The organism is Microvenator marinus (genome assembly GCF_007993755.1).
Lineage (GTDB): Bacteria > Myxococcota_A > Bradymonadia > Bradymonadales > Bradymonadaceae > Allomicrovenator > Allomicrovenator marinus.
Genome location: NZ_CP042467.1, coordinates 2,731,339 through 2,752,026 on the forward strand (window position 1 = coordinate 2,731,339; position 20,688 = coordinate 2,752,026).

The 20,688-nt window shown below is 56.8% G+C and carries 13 protein-coding genes; 9 read left to right on the plus strand and 4 right to left on the minus strand.

The window, feature by feature from the left end:
• Positions 1-3: 3 nt before the first annotated feature.
• The 3 genes from FRD01_RS11195 to FRD01_RS11205 form a co-directional block, all read right to left on the minus strand.
• A complete protein-coding gene (locus FRD01_RS11195; protein ID WP_146959634.1) occupies positions 4-1,758 on the minus strand; it encodes a hypothetical protein in 1,755 nt (584 codons plus the stop codon).
• A gap of 91 nt (positions 1,759-1,849) precedes the next feature.
• Positions 1,850-3,232, minus strand: coding sequence for a hypothetical protein (locus FRD01_RS11200; protein WP_146959636.1), 1,383 nt, complete (start codon positions 3,230-3,232; stop codon positions 1,850-1,852).
• Positions 3,229-4,542 carry a UDP-glucose dehydrogenase family protein gene (locus tag FRD01_RS11205; RefSeq protein WP_146959638.1) on the minus strand — a complete coding sequence of 438 codons (1,314 nt, stop codon included), beginning with the start codon at positions 4,540-4,542 and terminating at the stop codon, positions 3,229-3,231. Before FRD01_RS11205 ends, FRD01_RS11200 begins: the two co-directional genes overlap by 4 nt.
• Positions 4,543-4,680: 138 nt before the next feature.
• Between FRD01_RS11205 and FRD01_RS11210 the strand changes: the two genes are divergently transcribed.
• The 9 genes from FRD01_RS11210 (at position 4,681) to FRD01_RS11250 (ending at position 14,583) form a co-directional block, all read left to right on the plus strand.
• Positions 4,681-5,832: a hypothetical protein gene (locus FRD01_RS11210; protein WP_146959640.1), complete on the plus strand. Its 1,152-nt coding sequence runs from the start codon at positions 4,681-4,683 to the stop codon at positions 5,830-5,832.
• Positions 5,829-7,436: a vWA domain-containing protein gene (locus tag FRD01_RS11215; RefSeq protein WP_146959641.1), complete on the plus strand. Its 1,608-nt coding sequence runs from the start codon at positions 5,829-5,831 to the stop codon at positions 7,434-7,436. Before FRD01_RS11210 ends, FRD01_RS11215 begins: the two co-directional genes overlap by 4 nt.
• Complete coding sequence (locus tag FRD01_RS11220; RefSeq protein WP_146959643.1) at positions 7,433-7,981, plus strand: pyroglutamyl-peptidase I; 549 nt, start codon at positions 7,433-7,435, stop codon at positions 7,979-7,981. Before FRD01_RS11215 ends, FRD01_RS11220 begins: the two co-directional genes overlap by 4 nt.
• Positions 7,978-8,970, plus strand: a complete 993-nt coding sequence (locus FRD01_RS11225; RefSeq protein ID WP_146959645.1) for an NAD-dependent epimerase/dehydratase family protein — start codon at positions 7,978-7,980, stop codon at positions 8,968-8,970. The genes FRD01_RS11220 and FRD01_RS11225 overlap by 4 nt, the downstream gene beginning before the upstream one ends.
• A gap of 52 nt (positions 8,971-9,022) precedes the next feature.
• The gene (locus FRD01_RS11230; protein ID WP_146959647.1) at positions 9,023-10,666 is read left to right on the plus strand and encodes an FAD-binding oxidoreductase; all 1,644 of its coding nucleotides are present in this window, start codon (positions 9,023-9,025) and stop codon (positions 10,664-10,666) included.
• Positions 10,663-11,799 (plus strand): FAD-binding oxidoreductase, encoded by a 1,137-nt coding sequence (locus FRD01_RS11235; protein WP_146959648.1) that lies wholly within the window; start codon positions 10,663-10,665, stop codon positions 11,797-11,799. Before FRD01_RS11230 ends, FRD01_RS11235 begins: the two co-directional genes overlap by 4 nt.
• Before the next feature lie 22 nt (positions 11,800-11,821).
• Positions 11,822-12,955 (plus strand): (Fe-S)-binding protein, encoded by a 1,134-nt coding sequence (locus FRD01_RS11240; RefSeq protein WP_146959650.1) that lies wholly within the window; start codon positions 11,822-11,824, stop codon positions 12,953-12,955.
• Between the two features lie 17 nt (positions 12,956-12,972).
• Positions 12,973-13,971, plus strand: coding sequence for a diacylglycerol/lipid kinase family protein (locus FRD01_RS11245; RefSeq protein WP_146959652.1), 999 nt, complete (start codon positions 12,973-12,975; stop codon positions 13,969-13,971).
• Between the two features lie 147 nt (positions 13,972-14,118).
• Positions 14,119-14,583, plus strand: coding sequence for a hypothetical protein (locus FRD01_RS11250; RefSeq protein WP_146959654.1), 465 nt, complete (start codon positions 14,119-14,121; stop codon positions 14,581-14,583).
• 2 nt (positions 14,584-14,585) lie between these two features.
• Here FRD01_RS11250 and FRD01_RS11255 read toward each other — a convergent pair whose 3' ends face one another.
• Positions 14,586-20,609: an Ig-like domain-containing alpha-2-macroglobulin family protein gene (locus FRD01_RS11255; protein WP_249756186.1), complete on the minus strand. Its 6,024-nt coding sequence runs from the start codon at positions 20,607-20,609 to the stop codon at positions 14,586-14,588.
• Positions 20,610-20,688: the final 79 nt, after the last annotated feature.

Below are 20,688 nucleotides of genomic sequence, written 5' to 3' on the forward strand. Positions count from 1 at the left end.
GGGTTAAGGAGTCCCGGGTGCTTTGGTATCATCGGCCTTTGGCGCCTCTTTCGGGTCCGCCGCAGGCGCGGCTTCTGCCGTCTGCTCGAGGTCGACCACGAACTTCATGAAGCCGCCTTTATCATCCACTCCGAAGTTCAAGGATGCTTCCTCAATGGAGTTGAGAATCTGCGCGGGCTTGAAGAGCATGAGCAGTCCACCGAGGTTATTTCGGGCGCGCGTGCCGTTGAGATAGAGACCATTAAAGGGCTCGTCGGCGCCAAATGCCTTACCTTTATCGAACTTAGAAGAATCCTTCAGACGCGCTTCGTCGCGTTGATTGTTGCCGTACTCGATGACCGATTTCTCGGCAAACGCGTGAGAGGCGAGGATGATCTTGTCTTTGTTGATGAAGAGGCGTCCTGGAATCTCTTGAGTTTTAAATTCAAGCACTCTCCAGCCTTCGACAGGCTCGTCGTTCACCACGGCGCTTCGCAGCGTGGCCATCATGGCGAGTGGGCTCATGACTTTGGTGATCGCGTTGTTGACGGCTTCTTCGGACTCCATCTGGATAACGACCATGATACCTGCGGAGCGGATCAGCGCCTCGGGGTTCATGCCGGCCATGCCATTTGTACTTCCGATGCCATAAAAGAAGAGACCGACGTTCCCAGTGAGCCTTTTGATCAGGTCTTCCTCGATGTCGAGGTTAATGCCGTTGCCTGCTTCTTTGAGGTCGCGGAGCATAGCGCGGCGCTGGTCATCAGGCATAGAGGCCTGTGCGGTTTGCCAGAGTTTTGGCCAATCCACAGCCACACGAAGCCCGAGCAAAACGTTCTCGGTTGCGAACCCTGTCCAGTCGATCTTTGCACCAGCTTTGGCAGCAGCCTTTGCCGCCTCGGCGAGCTCGGGCTTAAGTCCAAGCCCACCATCGAGCTCAACGGCCTTATCGGATGCCTTGAGACCGAGGCCTGCCCAAATCAAGTTCTCCTTGGCCCAGGCGATTCCAGCCTTGGCGTTCGGATCCTCTTCTGCGGCTTTGAGTACTTCTGGGTCGTCGGCATAAACACTTGGGTTTACGAATGCGGAGAGCGGATGTGAGGAGGCAAACCGGTCATGATAACCTTTGAATGCGGTGGTCTTGGCGAGAGATTCCTCTTCTTTGACACTCGCGAGCTCAGCCAGAATGAGTGAGGCAGAGCCATCGTTGAGCGCGCCCTCGGTGCTGGTCGCAGGGAGGACCACCATGGCGAGCTTTCCTTTGTAGAGCCACGCGATTTGGAGACCCGGGTCGTCGGAAAGCACCTTCATCTGGTGGCCGCCGATGGACTGGTTCTTGGTCACGGCCTGAATTTGGAAAGCGTTCTTAGCCTTCTCGGTCAAGATGCGCTCAAATTGCTGCTTGTTCTCGACGTAGGTAAAGAAGAGCACGCGGCTTCTGTAGGCGCCGACCATGACGGAGGAATCCGGCGCGATACCTGCCTGAACCCAACTTTCACGGTCGAGTGGGTCAATCCCAAACTGCGACTGGAACTGCTTCGCATAGCCATCCACAACGGTGGTGTCTGGCAACTTGTTTTTGACCAAGTTGAGCGCTTCACGGGTTCCCTTCAAATCCCCCATGAACATGGCGGCTTCGGCATTTTGCGGAAGCGTCGAAGCAATAGCAGTGATGCGGGCTTCAGGTGTTTCTGGGATTTTCTCCTCTTTGGATTTGCAACCATCACAGGCGCTGAGCCAAAGGGCGGCGAAGAGGAGTAGTAGAGGCAGTCGTTTCATGTCGTAGACTCGCGCGAAATCTTAGGTAAGTCGGCGTAAGAAGCCCAACATAGAGCGTTAGACTCGCCGTTTTGTCAAGTCGCCACGTTCCCTAGAACTGAAAGGCAACCCCGCCACCGATATTCCAGGTGTCGATGGAATCGTAGGAGCCGTCGTCCACGAGGCGCCAGGTGCGGGTGTAATCGGCACGTACGTAGGCGGGTCCGAAGACGTAGTAGCGGGCCTCAGCCACAAGAAGAGCTTGGTCCAAGTCGGCGATATCGAGCGGCGAGTCCATTCCGTCTTTGGCGTAGAAGGCGCCTAGCTGAACGGGGCCAACCCGGGAGAGGTCCAAGCGCAGTCTTAGCGAGCCGTTATCTGGTCCTTCGTAATCGGCATAAGAGCCCCACACCCGGATGAAATCGAAGAAGGTAAAGCCGAGGTCGCCGTAGAGGCCGAGCACGCTGCCTTGGTCGCGATTGGCGGCAACGCGTAGCTTGGGTGCGGGCAATGGCGAGCCCCAACCGCTGAACTGGTAGCGTTCCACCTCATAAAGGGCGCCAAAATAGTCTGCGATATAGTTCTCGCCGAGCCATCGGAACTCGAGTCTTGAATCAACGCGCAAGGTCTCAAGCGGAGAGATAGAAGCGAGCACACCGAGGTGGTATCCGGGGCTCTGACCCCAATGCACGTTAAAGTCGGTGTAAGGAGTGAGCCGGATGAGCTCGGTGTTGAGGAGACTTAGCTCAACGTCGATGCCGGTGAAGGTGGTCCATGTTTGGTCCGAGACTTCGGGCGCAACGCCCGGCTCGACCACAATCTCACCGTTGATGTCGCGTCGCAGCTCAAGCGGAGCCGAGGCATCGGCCGCCACGGTAAAGCCCACGGCGAGTCGGTGCCAGAATGATTCTTGGTCGATGAAGCCCCACGGGCGGGCATAGATACGGGTGGCCCAGATGTTCGGGTCCACCACATCATTGAGCATGAATTGCGCACCGCCGTAGACCGTATTGACGTTGGAGTGAATGCCCCAGCGAAACGCATCCGGTGTAATCACATTGAGGTACCCGTTGACCAGGGTTCCATGGCCCACGGTCACGGGGCCGAGCTCTCCGACGCGCGCATGGAGAGGCTCGTTTGGGGCGCCGTACTCTACGAACCTCAAGATCTTGAAGTAATCGGCGGTTTCATCCCAATCTTCGTCTCGAAGCGTGCCCTCGTCTTCGGGAGCGTTGTCCACGACTCGCCACCTGAGTGGCACTTGGACCCCGAATTTGAGGGCGGTCATACACTCAGCAGGTGTACAATCTACGCGGGGGACAGGCAGCTGAAAGCCGAAAGTCACCCGCGTGGTTACAAACCAGTCTTCGTCGATTTGTCCCACCCCGACATCTGCCGCAACCTCCCCACCTTGTTTGACTTCGGGAGGTTTAGGCTCCTGCGCCAAACTTAGGGAGGGAGAGAGGAAGATGAGGATGAGTACAAGGTGTTTCAAACCGTCGGCCTGCCGATGCTGTCATAATGGAACCCGTACTCACGCATTTTTGCGGTGGAGTAGAGGTTACGTCCATCGAATATGACGGGAGCGGCCATGATTTCCTTCATTTTTTTGAAGTCTGGGCTGCGGAATTGATTCCACTCGGTAAAGATCAAAAGGGCGTCTGCGCCTTTGATAGTCTCGTATTCGTCCTTGTAGAAGCTCACTTTATCACCGAGGTGAGCGAGCTCTTCTTGTGCGTTTTCGAGTGCTACTGGGTCGGTTGCTCGCACGGTTGCGCCTTCGGAGACGAGGCGCTCAATTCCGACGAGCGCGGGTGCTTCGCGCACGTCATCGGTTTTAGGCTTAAACGAGAGGCCCCAAACCGCGATTGTCTTACCTTTGAGTGACCCGAGGTGCTCTTTGAGGTCGTGCACGAGTCTGAGTTTCTGGCGATTGTTGACGTCTTCCACGGAATTCAAAAGCGCGGTCAAGAAGTCGTTTTCTGCGCCGAGTCTCGAGAGAGCACGCACGTCCTTAGGGAAGCACGAGCCACCATAGCCCACGCCTGGGAAGATGAAGTGCGGGCCGATTCGCTCGTCGAGAGACATGCCCGCACGGACTTTCTCGACGTCGGCACCCACGCGGTCGCAAAGGTTTGCGATCTCGTTCATGAACGAAATCTTGGTGGCGAGCATGGCGTTGGACGCATACTTGGTCATCTCGGCGCTGCGGACATCCATGTAGACGATTCGGTCACGTCTGCGCATGAACGGCTTGTAGAGCTCGCCTACGGTTTCAGCGGCATTGGAGTCTGAGGAACCGATGATGACGCGGTCTGGAGACTGAAAGTCCTGGACGGCGGAGCCTTCCTTGAGGAATTCAGGGTTCGAGATCACGTGAAATGGCGTGTCCGTGCGCTTTGCGATGGTCTCGCGAACGAGGTCGCACGTTCCAACGGGCACGGTGCTCTTGCAGATCACGATTTTCTCGGAGTTGAGATTGTCGGCGATGGTCGCAGCCACCTGAAGCACGTACTTGAGGTCTGCGGAGCCGTCGTGATCAGAAGGCGTGCCCACCGCGATGAAGATGATATCCGAATTTTGGATAGCTTCGGCCGATTCGGTAGTGAACTCGAGGCGGTTCGCCTGGACGTTTCTTTGCACGATAGGCTCGAGGCCTTCTTCGTAGATCGGAATATGGCCTTCGCGGAGCATTTGGACTTTGCGCTCATCCACGTCTACGCAGATTACGTGGTTTCCGGCATCGGCAAGGCAAGCGCCTGTTACAAGTCCAACGTATCCCGTACCCATCACTGCAACTTTCATGTTTTTCTCCAAATTCGGAATTTCGCCGAGCCTTTTAACCCTAAGCTTGCTTTCGAATCAACGGTATTGATCGGGGAGTACTTGACCCGAGGTTGGGTTTCGAGTTGAATAGAGACAGAATATTGACACAGGACCAGTATGCTCAGGCTGCTCATTCCCATTCTGGCGCTCGCGTTGGGTTGCGGGGACGACAAATCGTCAACCCCTCCCCCTTTCGTCCCGCCAACTAACGACATGAACCAGGACATGCCCGACCCTAATAACGTGGCGGATATGGATGTGGACCAGCCCGAGGATGATCAGGGCCCTACGAATAATCCGGGCGCAGAGTGTGACACGGTGACCTGCGAGGCGGGTGAGAAGTGTGTTCGAGGGGATTGTGTTCCTGAAGCATCAAAGCTTGCGTGTGATGAGGTCAACGAACTCGGCGAGCTTTCGATGGACCAGACGCACACGTTGAATGGTGACACGACCGGATTCGTGGATACGTTGAGCACCACGTGCGGCATGGCCGGCGCGTTCAACGGTGCTGAAAACGCGTTTTCGTTTACGGCAGAAGGAAGCGGAACGGCGACCATGGAGTTGACCACGGACGCAGCGGTCAACTGGTTGATGGAGGTTCGACGCGGAGGATGCGAAAGCGCAGCTGACGTAGCCACGTGTAACACCTCTGAGCGCATTACGTTCCCGGTGGTCGCCGGGCAGGAGTACTTCCTCGTGGTTGAGCCAGAAGTCGGCTTTGATAAGGGTGCGTTTGAGATCGAGCTCAGCTTTACGGAATCTGAGTGCGCACCATTTGGCAGCCGCACCTGCGCAGAAGGCCATATTGAGGAATGCCGCGCGAGCGGTGTTGTAACCTTGAATTGTCCGGCGGGTTGTGAAGAAGGCGCCTGTTTGGGCGATACGTGCGATAGCGCGATTGAGGTGACGGCGCCTGGCACTTATGCCGGGAATGTCACCGCATTGGAATCGGTCTTTAACTTCGAGGGTGAAGTGTCCTGCGGAACTACTGGTAATTCGGGATTCCGCTCGACCGGACAGGACTTGGTACTCAGGGTGCCGGGACTCACTGCCGGCCAGGTTGTGACCGTGGATGCGTCGTCCGATGCCCAAGACCAGGTGATTGCAGTGCTGAGCACGTGTGATGCGGCGGCGCCAACGTGTGTTGGGCGAAACGACCTGGGCGATGTGTTGACGTGGACGGTGGCCGAGGACGGAGATTATTTCTTCGTGATCGATACGTCGACGCCTTCGAATGGTGATTACTCATTTACGGTGGACATCCAATGAAAACGCTTCAATTTGCAATAGTCGCAGCGGCGATGTCCTTGAGTGCACAGGCTTCAGCCCAGTACGTATTCTCTTGTTATCCTCCCACCGAGCACGCGATTGGCCCCACGGCTCCGAACGTCTTGATGATGCTGGATATGTCAGGCTCGATGAACCAAGATAGCGGCGAGGATATCTTGGGCGACTCCGATGAAGAGACCAAATACGAGGTTGCGCGGTTTGCTATCGGAGATGTGGCTAACAGTATCTACGATCCCGGGGCTTGTCCGGGAAATTGCGACGATGTGAGGCTTGGGCTCGCGTACTTCCCAGGCGGCAGCAATGCTCCCTTTGCCTACAGCGCGGAAACCGTAGGTGAGGATAGTGCACCCGATGTCATCACATGGTTGGCTAACAACGGTCCCAACGGTCGAACGCCCACGGGAGAGGCCGCACGGTATATTCGCGACACCAACGAGTTGCGCGATTCGAGCCGCCCGAATATCGCCATTTTGATTTCTGACGGTGAACCAAGCGACAACGGCTCAACTGCCGCGAGCAACCAGGCTCGAAATACCGTAGACTTTCTCTGTGATGCAAACCGACGGACCAATAACCCGCAAGTGACCACCTACGTGGTTGGATTTGGAGCTGGCAGTAATGAGAACATCAACTCGGCCTTCGCTGCTGCCGGCGGCACAGGCCATTGTTGTCAGGGCGCGTCTGCTCCTTGTGACCCAGCTGACCAGGTTGATATCTGCAACGTTGACGTAAGCACTTTGTTCTCAAGCACGACCACGAGCGGCTGCGGATCCAACGACTGCGTGAACGCTGTTGGAGGAGGTTTGAGTTGCACGGGGAGTATCGAGGCAAACGGCTCAGACATTAAGGATGAACTCCTCTCGATCGTGACCGGTTCGAGCTGCATCTTTGAGCTAGATATTCCGCCGGGGTATCCAAACCCTGAGGCCGACGCAGACCCTGATGCTACTGAGGTAAAAATCTTCCATTCGGTCTTTGGTGCCGAGATTCCAATTCCGCCTGTTGGGTCTGGAGACACCTTACCGGACGAGCTCGAATCGCGGGGAATGAGTGAGACTGCGGCCGATGAGTACGAGGATGAGGGATGGGAGTTTACGGGGGCCTCCAGGCGTTTCGTGAAGCTTTCGGACCGCCTCTGCGAAGACATTCAGACAAGTCAGATCACGAAGGTCACCACCGAGATTGCGTGTGCTTGCACGCTCGTCGGCCAACCATGCACCTACGACTACGAGAATGGAGCCTATACCCCTTCGCAGCTTGACCGCATGCGGTGCTCGCAAGGCGTCTATATCTGCGTGGGCTCCACCGATGTTTGCGATCCAACGTCGGGCAAAATGCCTGAGATCTGCAACGGCCTTGACGATGATTGTGACGGGACGTCCGATAACATGAGCGATAGCTGGGATAAGGCTGAGTTCATGGGCATGAGCCTTCCACCGGAGCATGCGGGGCTCGATTGTGCTCAACGTGACGTCTGCGTATGTCCGGGTGGTGCACGTGATGACCATGAAGGCACTGACTTCGCCACGTATTTGGATGGTTGGGATCCTGCTTGCTCATGCGGTGAAGGGCTGGGCTATTGAAACTGGTCGTCACTGGCTTCGAGGCTTTTGGGGAACACACGTTCAACCCATCCTGGGAGGCTGCTAAGGGGTTCGTGGAGGAGGTAGCGCCTGACGCCGGCTTTGAGGGTGTGGAAGCGCACCTGCTCAAGGTCACGTTTGAGGACGCGCTTAAAGATGCCCAAGAGTTTGTGGGGCCGAACACAATGTTGATCTCCTTCGGTTTGGCCGCAGCTCGAGACAAGATCGAGTTTGAGCGATTTGCGCATAATGCATTCGAGCGGGGTTATCTGGTTGAAGGGGCCCCTTGTGCTCTTGAGACTGGCCTGCCGGTCTTCGATTGGAGAGATGCCTGGAATGAGGCCAGCCCAGGGTTGGAAGCGCGCGTGTCGCGTGATGCCGGAGATTATGTGTGCAATGCGCTCTATTTCCATGCGTTGAGGCTTGGTCGCGGAGTACAGGGGTTTGATGCCGTATTCGTTCATATTCCGATGATGAGTGCGGAAAAGGCGCGTGAGCTGGGTGCGTTTTTTTCTGGTCTGATACTTGGCCGAGGTAGCCGATGAAGGTTTTGGTCACTGGTGGCGGTGGGTTTTTGGGGCGCGCGATCGTGGAGCAGCTCGTCGAGCGCGGCGATGATGTGAGCATCATTGCACGCGGCGATTATCCGGAACTTCGTGCGTTAGGGGCTATGACGTTTCGTGGCGATCTTGCTGATGCAAAGGCCTGTGCGGGGGCCGTTGAGGGTCAGGATGCGGTCATCCATACGGCAGCAAAAGCGGGCGTTTGGGGAACGTATGACGACTACGTGGCGAGCAACGTGAAGGCTACTGAGAACGTGGTCGAGGCGTGTAAACTGATGGGCGTCAACAAACTTGTATTTACGAGCTCGCCGAGTGTGACTTTCGACGGTTCTGACGCCGAAGGGAGCTCCAACGATCTGCCCTACCCTGAGCGGTTTCTCGCCTATTATCCTGAGACTAAAGCTCAGGCTGAGGCCCTCGCTCTTGCGGCGAATGATGAAAGTTTGAAAGTCACGGCGTTGCGGCCACATTTGATCTGGGGGCCTCGTGACCCGCATCTGATTCCGCGCGTGGTGGACGCCGCTAGGCAAGGCAGACTCAAGATTGTTGGCGAAGGCAAGAACCGAGTGGACCTCACATACGTAGACAACGCCGCCGTAGCGCATGTTCAGGCCTTGGACAGACTTGAGGATTCCGACGGGCCGGCGGGCAAAGCCTACTTCATCAGTGATGATGCGCCCGTTGTGCTCTGGGATTGGATCAACAGCTTGCTCAAGGAGCTGGACGTTCCCCCGATTACGAAGCATGTCTCCCCCAAGGCCGCCTACACAGCCGGGAGCATGCTCGAATTTGTGCATCGGACGTTCGGGCTGAAGTCGGAGCCACGCATGACTCGGTTTGTGGCTCAGCAGCTCGCGACGAGCCATTGGTACGATATGGGGCCCGCCAAACGGGACTTTGGCTACTCACCGGTTATGCAACCGGACGAGGGATTTAAGCGGCTAGTGGAGTGGCTCTCGACACGCGCTTAGGCGGTGGTGTAATGTTCTGTGACGCACCGTGTCAGAGAGCTAGAGTCAATTTATGGGAAAACCTCTATTTGAAGCCCCGCCAAAAACTCTGGTCCGCGATCTCAGCGAGATAGTAGGCGGTGAATTCGTACTTACGTCGGGCCCCGACAAACTCGCCTATAACAACGATTGTTGGCCTCGCGGCATCATTTTGACCCGCGGAAGGCAGCTCAAGAGGCATCAACCCGCCGCAATTGTTCAGCCGAAAAACGAGCACGAGATACTGGGCATCATCCATTGGGCCAGAAACGCGGGCACGCCTATCGTTCCTTACGGCGCGGGCAGCGGGGTTTGCGGGGGTGCCGTAGCTGATGGCAACGGCGTAGTGGTGGATTTGAAGCGGCTGCGCAAGATTTCGACGCCGCGGCGCTCCGACATGACGGTCCACGCGCAGACGGGCGTCATCGGGATGATTCTTGAGCGCGAGCTCAACCGCCACGGCCTGACCCTTGGTCACTATCCAAGCTCGCTCTATTGCTCGTCACTCGGTGGATACCTGGCCGCACGCAGCGCCGGTCAAACCTCGAGTCGTTGGGGTAAAATCGAGGACATGGTGGTCTCGATGCGGGCGGTTACGGGCGCGGGCGAGGTCTTTGATACGGCGCCTGATCCGTATAGCGCGAGGCCGCGGCATATGGTGGCGGACTGCGGACCGGACCCCACTCAGTTGTTTGTGGGCTCGGAGGGTACTCTAGGCATTCTCACGGACGCGACACTTCGAATCGGCCCAAGTCCGACCGAGCGCATCTACCGTGGATTTCAGTTTCCAAGTGTCGAAGACGCCTTTGTGGCGATTCGCGAGATGATGCAGCTTGGCCTTAGGCCATCTGTGGTGCGTCTCTACGACGCGTTTGACTCTCTGATCGCCAAACGCAAATCGGGCAAAGGGTCGGATTCACTGCGCGCGAAGATCCTCACGTCGAAGCTCGGGGAGATGGCGCTAGAGGTCTTGCCCTTTGATATCGACAACGAGATTCAGGGGCGTATCTCGCAGGTTTCAAAGGCTGTGCTGGGGCGTGTATTGGGGCAACCCATCGCGATCAATACTCTGATCGACGTGCTTCCTGGCGATTGTTTGTTGGTCATTGGTTTTGAGGGCGAGGCGCTGGCCCGCGAAGAAGCCCATGCTGCGTTTGAGTTGTTGGCGCGCCACGGCGCAGACCTTGGCGAAGGTCCAGGCAAACACTGGTTGAAGCACCGAATGGACGTCTCTTATAAGCAGTCGGCGATGTTTGATGCGGGCGCATTTGTAGACACGATGGAGGTCTCCACCACGTGGTCAAACCTCAACCACCTGCACGCGTCGGTCCGACGGGCTCTCGCGCCGCACGTTTTGGTGATGGCGCACTTTAGTCACGTCTATCCCGAGGGTAGCTCGATCTACTTCACGTTTGCGGGATTTGGTTCGGATTTGGACAACACGCTTGAGCGTTATCAGACCACGTGGCAGACCGCGCTTGATGCGGTGGCGCGGGCGGGCGGAAGCATAGCGCACCACCACGGTGTAGGGATGTCGAAGGCGGCGTGGACCAAGCATGACCATCCGGGCGGCCAAGAGCTCTTCGACTCGCTCAAACACACGTTCGACCCAGACGGAATCATGAATCCGGGCAAGGTTTACCGCGATTCCGCGCCGTTCATTACGGGGGCGATATGAAGTCTAAAAAACGCTTTGCAAAGACTTTCTACTCAAAACGACATCTCCCGACTCCACGCGCCGAGTACTGGCCCGAGAACGCGGGTGAGCTAAGAGATGCTTTCAGGGAGTCCAAGGACGCACCGCTCTTATTAGTGGGTGATGGCCAGCACTTGAGACCGTCGGTGATTGGGGAGCGCTCGTTTGATGTGGTTCGTACCGAAAATATCGCGGATGTGATTTCGGTGGACCGTGAGAGCAAGCTCATCCGGGTTGAGTGTGGAATTCGATGGCAGGCCTTACAGAGCGCCGCGGAGGAACGCGGTTTGAGCATGGAGCGCACACGGCTCTACCCAAGCACATCGACGATTGGCGGGCTCTTGGCTCGGCATGAGGCGTGCCATAAAGAGCTCTGGGACGGCGACCTTCGGGGATTCATGGTGGCCCTAACTTCAGTGAGTCCGGGGCAGCGTGATTACCAGTATTTGGCGGCACCACGAAAGGCTAGCGGGCCAGATTTTCGTTGGTTGTATGCGGGTTCGGAAGGGTTGGTCGGGGCGATTGTAGACGCGAGTTTTGTGGCTTGGAAGCCGAGTGACGCGCGCCTTTGGCGGTTCGAAAATGTGGACGCTGAGCAAATGCTCGATATTTGGCGGCAGCTCTTGGATGCCGGGCTACGCGTCTCGTGGGCGCATTGGGATGGTACGCTAAGCATCAGCGCCCACGGCTTGGAGCGTGTGCTCAAGGTTTGTGATTCGCTCGTCGAGTCACTTGGCGGGCGCGCCGATGGAGGTGCCGAGGAAGTGCGGCAGGTGCGGGCAGAGCTCGAAGCGAATCATCCAGAGAGGCGCGAGTGCCCGAGCGCTACTCGCACGGTCAAGATCACGACGTCTTTGCAACATCTCTCTATGGTATGCGACGAAGTTGGCCCAGAGGCTGAGAGCCTTCAGATTATGGATTTGACGCGGCATCGGGGCTCGGTGTTCGTCACGTACCCCAAAGGGCATGTTGGAGCCGAGCTTCCGAGCGCGATTGCCAATTTGGTACTGGACGCACACGTTGTAGCCAATGATGAGGCTGTACACTGGCCGCATTGGGCGCAACATTTAAAGCACGAACTCGACCCGAAACGCATTCTTGCGATGGGCCCTTGAGAATTCACGAGCAGGACGCAGTATGAAGACATTTGGAGCAGCCACAGATCGCGCCACTGCGTATTGTACGTATTGCCCAAAACTCTGCAGGTTTTCGTGCCCGGCGGCTGAAGCTGAGAACCGCGAAACCGTGACGCCATGGGCCCTGATGCGGCTTTTGGAGAACGCGCGTCATGACGCGGTTGAACTCAACGAAGAGGTTGCTGAGACGTTTTATCACTGCATGCTCTGCAAGCGTTGTGAGACATGGTGCAAACACGATAACGACGTGCCGAAAGCCATGCTACAGGCGCGGGAATGGGCGCGTGATGAGGGTTTTGTGCCCGAGGTCTTGGATGGATTTGTGGACTTCTTTGCGGAAGCTAATTCTCCGCATCCTGAGTCGCGAAATCTGGACGAATTCCCCGAGATTGGGTCGGTCCACGAAATTTTCGATTATCGCTCTCGGACCGTATACATGCCCGACTGCGAAACCCGACACCATTACCCACAGCTGGTCTTGAGGGTTGGTAAACTCTTGCATAAATTGCTCGGCTATCGAGTTCGACTCTTCACTCGCGATCAAGGAGAGGGCTTTGCGTGCTGCGGATTTCCGCTCCTTGCGGCGGGTGCAAAGCGCGAATACGACGCGCATCGTACCAATATGCTGGACGCCCTTGGTCCCGCCGACCTTCTGATCACCGACTGTGCGGCTTCGGTGGCAATGACACGCAATGACGGGTCGCTCGGCCAGGGGGCTCAGGGTCCGAAAACTCGGCATATGCTGGAGCTTTTGGCGGATCTTGTGGAGGACCTTCCGGTTATGGAGAAGGTGAGCGGCGACGGCGTCTTTCTTCACGATTCGTGCTTCGTGGGTCGCCATTTGAACCTCTATGACGAGACTCGGGTCGTGGCCGCCGCGGTCTTGGATGGTTTCCAAGAATTTCAGTTCAATCGAGAAGACGCGCCGTGTTGTGGCGGGCCCGCGCACTATCACGTGGTGGCTCCTGCGGCGAGCGAGCGTGCGGCTCGTGAGCGAGTTGACCAGCTCGAGCGCGAAGGCGGCACCCGCGTGGTTTGTGGCTCGGCCACCTGCAAGAAATCGTTTCGGCGTGCAAAGGATAACAAAGCCGCCAGCGACCTACTCGAAATCATCTGTGAAGCCTGTGGCGTCTGATGTCATGAGGAGTTTTGATGCCTAGTTTTCGTACCTTCGTTATCGCGAATCCCCAGAGTGGGGCTGGTTCCGTAAAGCGCGAATGGGAGCCGGTGGAGCGGCTCTTGAGAGCACAGATCGAGACCCTGGACATCGCCTTTACGGAGGGTCCTGGGCACGCCACGTTATTGGCGCGTGAAGCGCTCAAAGCGGGTTGGGAAATGGTGGTTGCGGTAGGTGGCGACGGCACGATCAATGAGGTTGTAAACGGGTTCTTTGAGAAGACCGACACCAAAGAGAACTTCACGCTCGAAGACGGGTTTATCCGCCGCCAGGATAAGTATCTTCCCACACCAATCAATCCCGACGCCGTGTTTGGGTTCGTACCGATGGGCACAGGGGGGGACTTCCGGCGCACGGTCGGTGCCATGGGCGGTGTGAACGAAACCATCAAGCTTTTGGGCGGTACGAATTTTCGGCAGATCGACCTCGGACATAGCGTCTATGTGAGCGAGCGCGGCCCACTCGAGTTCAGAACCTTTGTGAACGTGGCCAGCGGCGGAATTGGTGGTCTTGTAGACCGAATGACCAACTCGATGTGGAAGGGCTTGGGCGGTAAACTGAGCTTCGGTCTGGCCTCGAGCGTGACGTGGTTCAAGTATCAAAACCGTCCGCTTACGGTTCGGATCGACGACCTGGAAGAGCTCCAAGACCGGTTCTTCAACGTGGTGATCGCGAACGGCGAGTATTTCGGTGGTGGTATGTGGGTCGCGCCGGGCGCCCAGCTCGATGATGGGAAGTTCCAGGTCGTGATTTTCTCAGACTTGCCGAGAAAAGAATCGGCAACGTTGATCCGCAAAATCTACAAGGCTGAACACCTCGGGATTGAAGGCGTCTCAAGGCGCAATGCCACTACTGTGGCGATTCGTCCTGAGTCGAATTCCACGCTCTTCCTTGATTTGGATGGTGAGTCGCCTGGTCAGGCCCCTGCGACATTCTTCATGCACCCGAAGGCAATTCGTCTGAAGACCGCGTAAGTTGTTGCCTAGTTCGTGGCGATCCGGTAACTTCGAGTTCAGTAGAGAATAAATTTTGGGCGGCCTGAAGTATCCGGGTCAAAGACTAGGCAGTTGAATTGCCTTTGAGTTTTGACCGCGACGCTGCCCTTTTCCCCGGAGGGGCGTGTGTCCACTGCAAAATTCGTAATTTTCTCAATTCTTTTCGGCGTCCTGGCTGGACTTGTTGCAGGGTTTAGGACGCCTATTGAGCAACAAATACCTGGGCTTGGAAACCTGTGCTGCTGTCTGCCATCGATTATTTTTGGAGGGGCCTCAGTCAGCGCCACTCTATTCTTAGAGAAGGAGAGTAAGGCGCGGCAGGTACAGGCTGCGATGGTTGGCTTCTTGTCAGGAATTGTCTCTATCCCAATGTACTACCTTTCAGCGGTTGGAATTCAGTGGCTTTCCGCCCTCTTCATTGTGGTGAAGCTCGAGTCGGACTCCCCGATTGCGGGTGCAACAGCTCTTTCAAGCATGTCATTCTTTAGCCAAATCATGAACACACTTGGCTTTGCACCATTTGCGCTTGTTTTTAGTACGCTTGGAGGAGTTCTATTCTTGAACGTGTTCCACAGGTCTAGAATCCAGTAGGTCTACTTGACCACTACGCGGGCACTCGCACTGCGACCAAAGGTTTCAGGTGAATACATCTCCTCGGCTTTGGTAGGCGGCACCACAAACTCGCCGGGCGTAGTTGCGCGCGCGTAGTAGGTGTATTCGTGCACACCGCCCCAGAGTAGCGAGGTATAGGCCTCAGTGCGCTCATCTCGCATATTCTGGTGCTCAAACCACGGCCGACTCCACCACCACCAATGGAAGCCTCCACGACCCGAGTTCATCGCCTGATCCTGAGGCAGATCTTCAGTAGTGGCCAACGCGGGGTTTAGCGTTTCAAAGCCGGCTGGAATCGGGTCAACAAGGGCGACATGGTAGCGTCTGGTCTCAGCCACCATGGTGAGCTTGATTTTCACACGCGCACCCGCCCTGACCTCCCAAACGCCGTCTGGCCGAAGTTTGACGTCGTGTGGGCTGTCCATGCCTTCATAGGTTCTCTCCACGGTGAAGCCGTGATCGGCCGCGTCCACAAAGAGGGACTTAGGCGCGTAGTTCATACCGATGCGGTAGTAGAGACGACCCTTTCCGTCTTTTTGCAGATAGAGATTTGTGGTGTCTTTGACGTGCTCCGCCACAAAGCTCATCGGAATGTCGATCTCATGCTGCTCGGTGGTTCTGCCTTTGAATTTATGCTCACCGGCAAACTGGTCACCGAGCCACACGCGAGCCACAAAGTCGGGTGTCTCTTTCTCATAGATATTGAAGTACTTATCCAGGGCGAGGAGCACGAAGGCGTTCTCCTGGGTATTACCCCAGCGGCCTTTCTTGCGGTGCGCCATGAGGCCCTTGACGATCTTCGGTACCAGGTCGGTCTTCGGCTGGTCGTCCATCAGCGCCTCAAGGATCACACCGTCTGCACGGCGGTCGGAGTGAAGAATGAGGTGGTGGCCGTCGTTCATCGCTGCCGCAAAGTGAGCGTTACCGGCGGTTTCTGTGACGCGGTTGTTGAGGAACCGACGAATCTCAGCCACCTCTGGTGCGCCCTTTTCTTTGTTGGCGAAGACACCGAGCAACCAACCCACAGATTCAAACGAGAGGTCTTCGAGCTTGCCAGCTCTTCGCATTACCTCACGCGCTTTTGCCGTATCGTACTCACCCATCAGGCCGCGCACGTAGAGTGAGTAGGAAATGATATGCAGTCGAGTCCACTCCCCGTAATAATGCGGGATGTAGTTCTCGATATTTTGAAGGTGATTCTTCGCACGCTGCAGAGCCTGGTCTGGAACGGCGTAGCCCTTCATCTTGGCGCGCTGCAGCGCATGAGCGGCATGCAGGCTTACGTACGGCCACGAAGGCTGCCCGCGGCGCCAGAATCCGAATCCACCATCGTAGTTTTGTCGGTCGACCAACTCTTCGATATCGCGGCTCATCGACTTCTGAACTTCTGCTGCCGACGGCATACCCTCAGCCTTGAACGCTGTGAGCACGTCGCGTAGCGCCGCCACCGAGATCATGCGCGAGGAGATCTGCTCTGCACACTCATAGTCGTAGTGGTAGAGATAGAGGAAGGCGTCTGTGAGCGACTGCAAGGCTGTGGACGAGGTCGTGACCTCGAGCTCGCCAAATTGCGGCCAGACTTCTTCTGGGAATTTTACGGGTTGAGCAATGGCCCCCTTGTCGATCTCGCCGTAGGTTGCGAATGCTTCGCTCGTAGCGGGTGTCCAGACGGGCAGTGCGATCTCGGCTGCGTCGGAAAAGTTTCCAACTTTGGTATCTGCCGAAACTCCGACCTGGAACCGGGCGGTGCCGGCTTCCTGAGTGGTTGCCGGAAAGCGAACTTCCACACGCTCGTTAGCCGGTACTTGAACGCTAAGCCCCTGCCCTGCTGTGTAGGTCAGGTTCGAGGCGCGGGTTGCCACGAAGACCGTCATCGGGTCGTCCGTCTGGTTCTGAACCACGATGGGAAGCTCGAATTTGTCCCCGAAGTTCAGGAAGCGAGGCGCACTTGGGCGCACCATGACAGGGAGACGCGCCGTGACATTGCTCTCGGATGTGCCGAATTTGTTCGCGCCTTGAACCGCGACGGCCATGATTCGGTAACGCGTTAGGTTGTCCGGCATCTGGATGTCCACGGAGATTCTACCGGATGCATCGGTGCGTTTGGCCGGGGCGAAGAGTGCCAATGGGTTGAAGTTTGTTCGAGCGGCGATGGGTGCGTCGGAGGCACCACCCACGTCGACGGGAGCTCCTTCGTCCATCTCCATCTCGGAATCAGCCATGGCCATGGCCATGGGTGCTGGCGCAGCAGCTTCCTCCATCGGAGCCTCAGCGCGTGCGCGCCTCGGAGCGGACTTCTTCATCATCTCTCGGGAGCCTTTGTCGGCGCTCGAGCCCATCGGTGCTTCCTCAACGGGCTGAAGTGCCGCTGGGTCCACGAGCTCCACGTAGGGGCGTTGATGCAAGGCTTGCATTCCATCCGCGCGGTCGGCGTAGAAGATGGCCATCGGATCTTGCATGGCGTAGCTGCTCAGGGCGAGCACCGCCTCGTCTACGACTACAATAGCAACTTCGGCGTCTTTGACGGGGTTTCCATTGGCGTCCTTGACCTCAAGCGCAACGCTTGTTTTGGTGCCTGGTGCCACGCGGGTAGCCGATGGCTTGATCTGAACATCGAGGATTCGCTCGGTCGGTGGAACTTTGATGGCGAGCATCCCCGAGGCAATTGCCGGCCGTTTGGGGAGCTTTGTATCTGGTTCGCCCCGGGCGTCGAGACGTGGTGCGGCTCCAACGAGGTCCACGCCAACAAAGACATTCGGGATGTACGCGCTCTTGAGCGGCACGTTGAGCACCGTTGTAGACTCGGTCATGGTGAACCGTTTCTGCTCCACGATACCCTGGCGTCTGATCGTCATGATGCCTTCAGCAGGCACAAACGGGCTTTGCACCAAGATTTCTGCGGTATCACCTACGGCGTAGACTTCCTTATCAGGAATGAGTGTCGCCTCTTCCATAGTCACCTTGCGGGAAAGAGGGACTTTGCCGCCAGAGACCCAGCGCGTGATTTCGGTGTAATTTGGGCGGCCGTAGTCGTCCACGGTGGTCGCCGCGATCTTGTAGGTTCCGCCAACATCGGACTTAAACGTGCAGGTATGCTCAGCCTCGGACGAGGTGAAATCACATTCCTGGGTGTCCGCCAGTTCTTCGACATATTCGCCGTTCTTCCACGAGTATTTCACGCGGGAGGCGCGGACTTTCACTGGACGATTCGCGGTCAGGTTGCCATCGATATCACTGACGACCAGCTTGACTTCAAGAGGTTCGCCCTGCTCAACGAAGTATCGCTCGGAGCGCATACCTACGTAGAAGAGGCTCGGGTGGACCAAGAGATTCGTTGCAGAAGTCCATGCCTGACGGTTGACGTCCATCACGGTGGCCGACGCCTTCACACTCATCGGCTTTGGAGGAAGCTTCTTGCCGAATTTCAATTGCACGGTGTGCTCGCCTGCCGCGTCTGTCTTAGCGCTCAGACTTTGATACGTGGTGTTGCCGCCAGACTGATTGTAGGCGCGCCACCAAGGGGTCCACATGCCGAAGCTGTACTTGGACTGATTGGGCGGCGTGTAAGAGGATTCAGTGGCCTGAATGGACCAGTTGACCTCGGCGTTGGTGAGTGCCCCACCCGCATAATAATTAGCGGAGACGGTTGCACTCGCCTCAGCGTCCATAAGGTGCGGGCCTTCGGGTGCGCGAGCGCTGACCTCAAACTCGGGGGTGCGGAACTCCTGAATCTGGAAGGAGTGGGTATGGTAGCCGTAATTCCTAAACTCAATCCGTGCGTAGCCAAGATTTGGGGTGTCCGGGAGCTTAAACTTGAGGTCGAAGCCTCCAAGCGCAGTGGTTTCGGTTTGTCCCTTGGCGAGCTCGACGTTTTGGGCGTCGTAGACGGTCCAATCGAACTTGGGAGAGCCAGACACGAGGCTCATATCGCCGCCTTTCTCCATCTCAATGTTTCGGACAAATCCTTTGATATGAACTTCTTCGCTGGGCTTGTACATGCCACGATCGTCGAAGACCATCCAACGCATCTGCGAGCCGTAGTTCTTTTTGTAGAATTGCGAAGTACCCCGTGAATAGAAGACTTCTGGTAGGAAGCTCGTGTCGTCACCTTTGGTTCCTACCATGATGCCGGTTAGTTCGGACGACGCGGCGGGAAGGGCGAAAGTAACGGTACCATTGGCACCTGTAACACCCTTGGCGTTTGAGCCCGGCAAAGAGATCGTGACCCCTTGAAGCGGTTTACCAGTGGTCAGATCGGTGGCCCAACCCGTGAATTCCTCGTTGTCCATAAAGGCGTCAAGACCAATATTGGTGCGGTGAATCCAGGTTCTGAATTCGGGTTGGTAGCGGTTATGGACAGCCTCGGCGCTCTTGTCGGGGTCGCCTGGCAAGATCTCTACGACCAGGTGGCGACCCTTTCCAAATTGTTTGGTCAGGTCGATATCGGTCTGAACGAGTTCGTCGGCTTTGAAGTTGAGCTTGATTGCACCGTCAAACACGAGGCGGCCCGGGGGTTTGACGGACTTTTTGCCCCAATGTCTCCAGTCTTCGGCGTAGAGCAGATAGTCTCTCCAATCGGATTCGGTGACCTGCCATGCTTTGAGCCGAACGTTCTTATAGTTTGTGGAGAAGACCGTGTATTTTGGGCCCGCTGCGGGGTCGAGCACCACAAACTGCCCGGAGGTCGCGGTGAGTGCGGGAAGTGCCGCACCGACATCGAACGTGTAAGTGCGCTCACCCTCAAGCTTTTGACCGAACTCGTCTTCGACATCGGCGGAGAACGTGACGGTGTACTTTCTTCGGCCCGGTTTCATGCCCCCGATCGAGATCCAGTTGCCATTTTGATGCACCACCATATCGGGGTAGCTCGGCTCGACTTTGACCATCGAATCGTCCCATTTTTCGGGATCGAGTTGGTTGCTCAGTCGGAAAGAGAAGGTGTCATGTGGACGACACCCCTGCCAGCCGCATCGGTGCTCGGTAATCCTTAACGGGCCATAGGTTTGAAAGGCGGTTTGTTGGGTCGATGTGGTGCGCTTGGGGCCTTCGGCGCTCGGGGCGCCAACCTTTAGCGTTGTCTGCACGGTGGTGTTGTAAGGGTAAGGCTCGGTGGGCTCGATGATGAGCCAACGGTTCTCGGGCACATCTTTCCCAAGATTCTCGAACTCTGGGAAAGCCTCGAGGGATTTGGCTGTCGCGAGCCTCATCGGGATGATTTTTGCGCCCGCACGGACCTCGATATGCTCGAGGATATCCGTGCGATTGATGGCTTGATCGAATTGCAAGAAGACCGGCTGTTCGAGCGCGTAGGTCCCGTATTCTGGATAGAAAGACTCCACGGTTACAGGTGGCGTGCTGAAGGTGAACGTGGTCTCTTTGTCGAGGGCGTTCCCCGTCATGGCCTTAGTATCTGCGGGGATGGTCACCTTGTAGTCGGTTGCCATGGGCATGCGCTCGCCGAAGCTCTCAAAGAGTAAGGTCTTGGCGCCGACCCAGCGCCATTGACCTTCGGGCATCGGGTCCATCTTCACCGGCACGCCGTCTTTGACCGTGTCTGTGTGCGAGGTCACGGCCACCATTGGAAGATTGAACGTGACCGATACCTTTGGGGCAATCGGGATATCGCCTTCGGGTTGGTATCTGAGAACCTTGAGCGGCTCGTCTTTGTCTACCTCGACGTCGGTCGGGCGCTCGCGGTCGGATGCGGGCGGAAACTCGCCTACAACGGTTGTTCCGGTTTTTGGAGGAGGGGTAGAGGCAGGGCGTTTTGCAAAGGCTTTCTTGTCCGCAAGTTCAGACTTGAGATCTGGCAGCCTCTTGAAGAGAGCCTGGATCTGGGACTCATTCAGAGGCTTCGTTTCAGGAGTTGGGAGCGCCTCGATGTTCTCGCCCGGAGGTCTGCCATCCTCGGCCGTGAATTCCAGGGGAACATCTTCTCGCGTGTCGACGGGCTCAAAACTATCCAAAGTAGCTAAAGGGGGGGCGTCAGCGGGTCTTTCTCCCATAGTTTGCTCCGTTGGTGTGTTTGAGCGTTCGGGTTGTTTACACGCGAAAGCGATCAGGACAAGAGTGGGCATAAGCCAT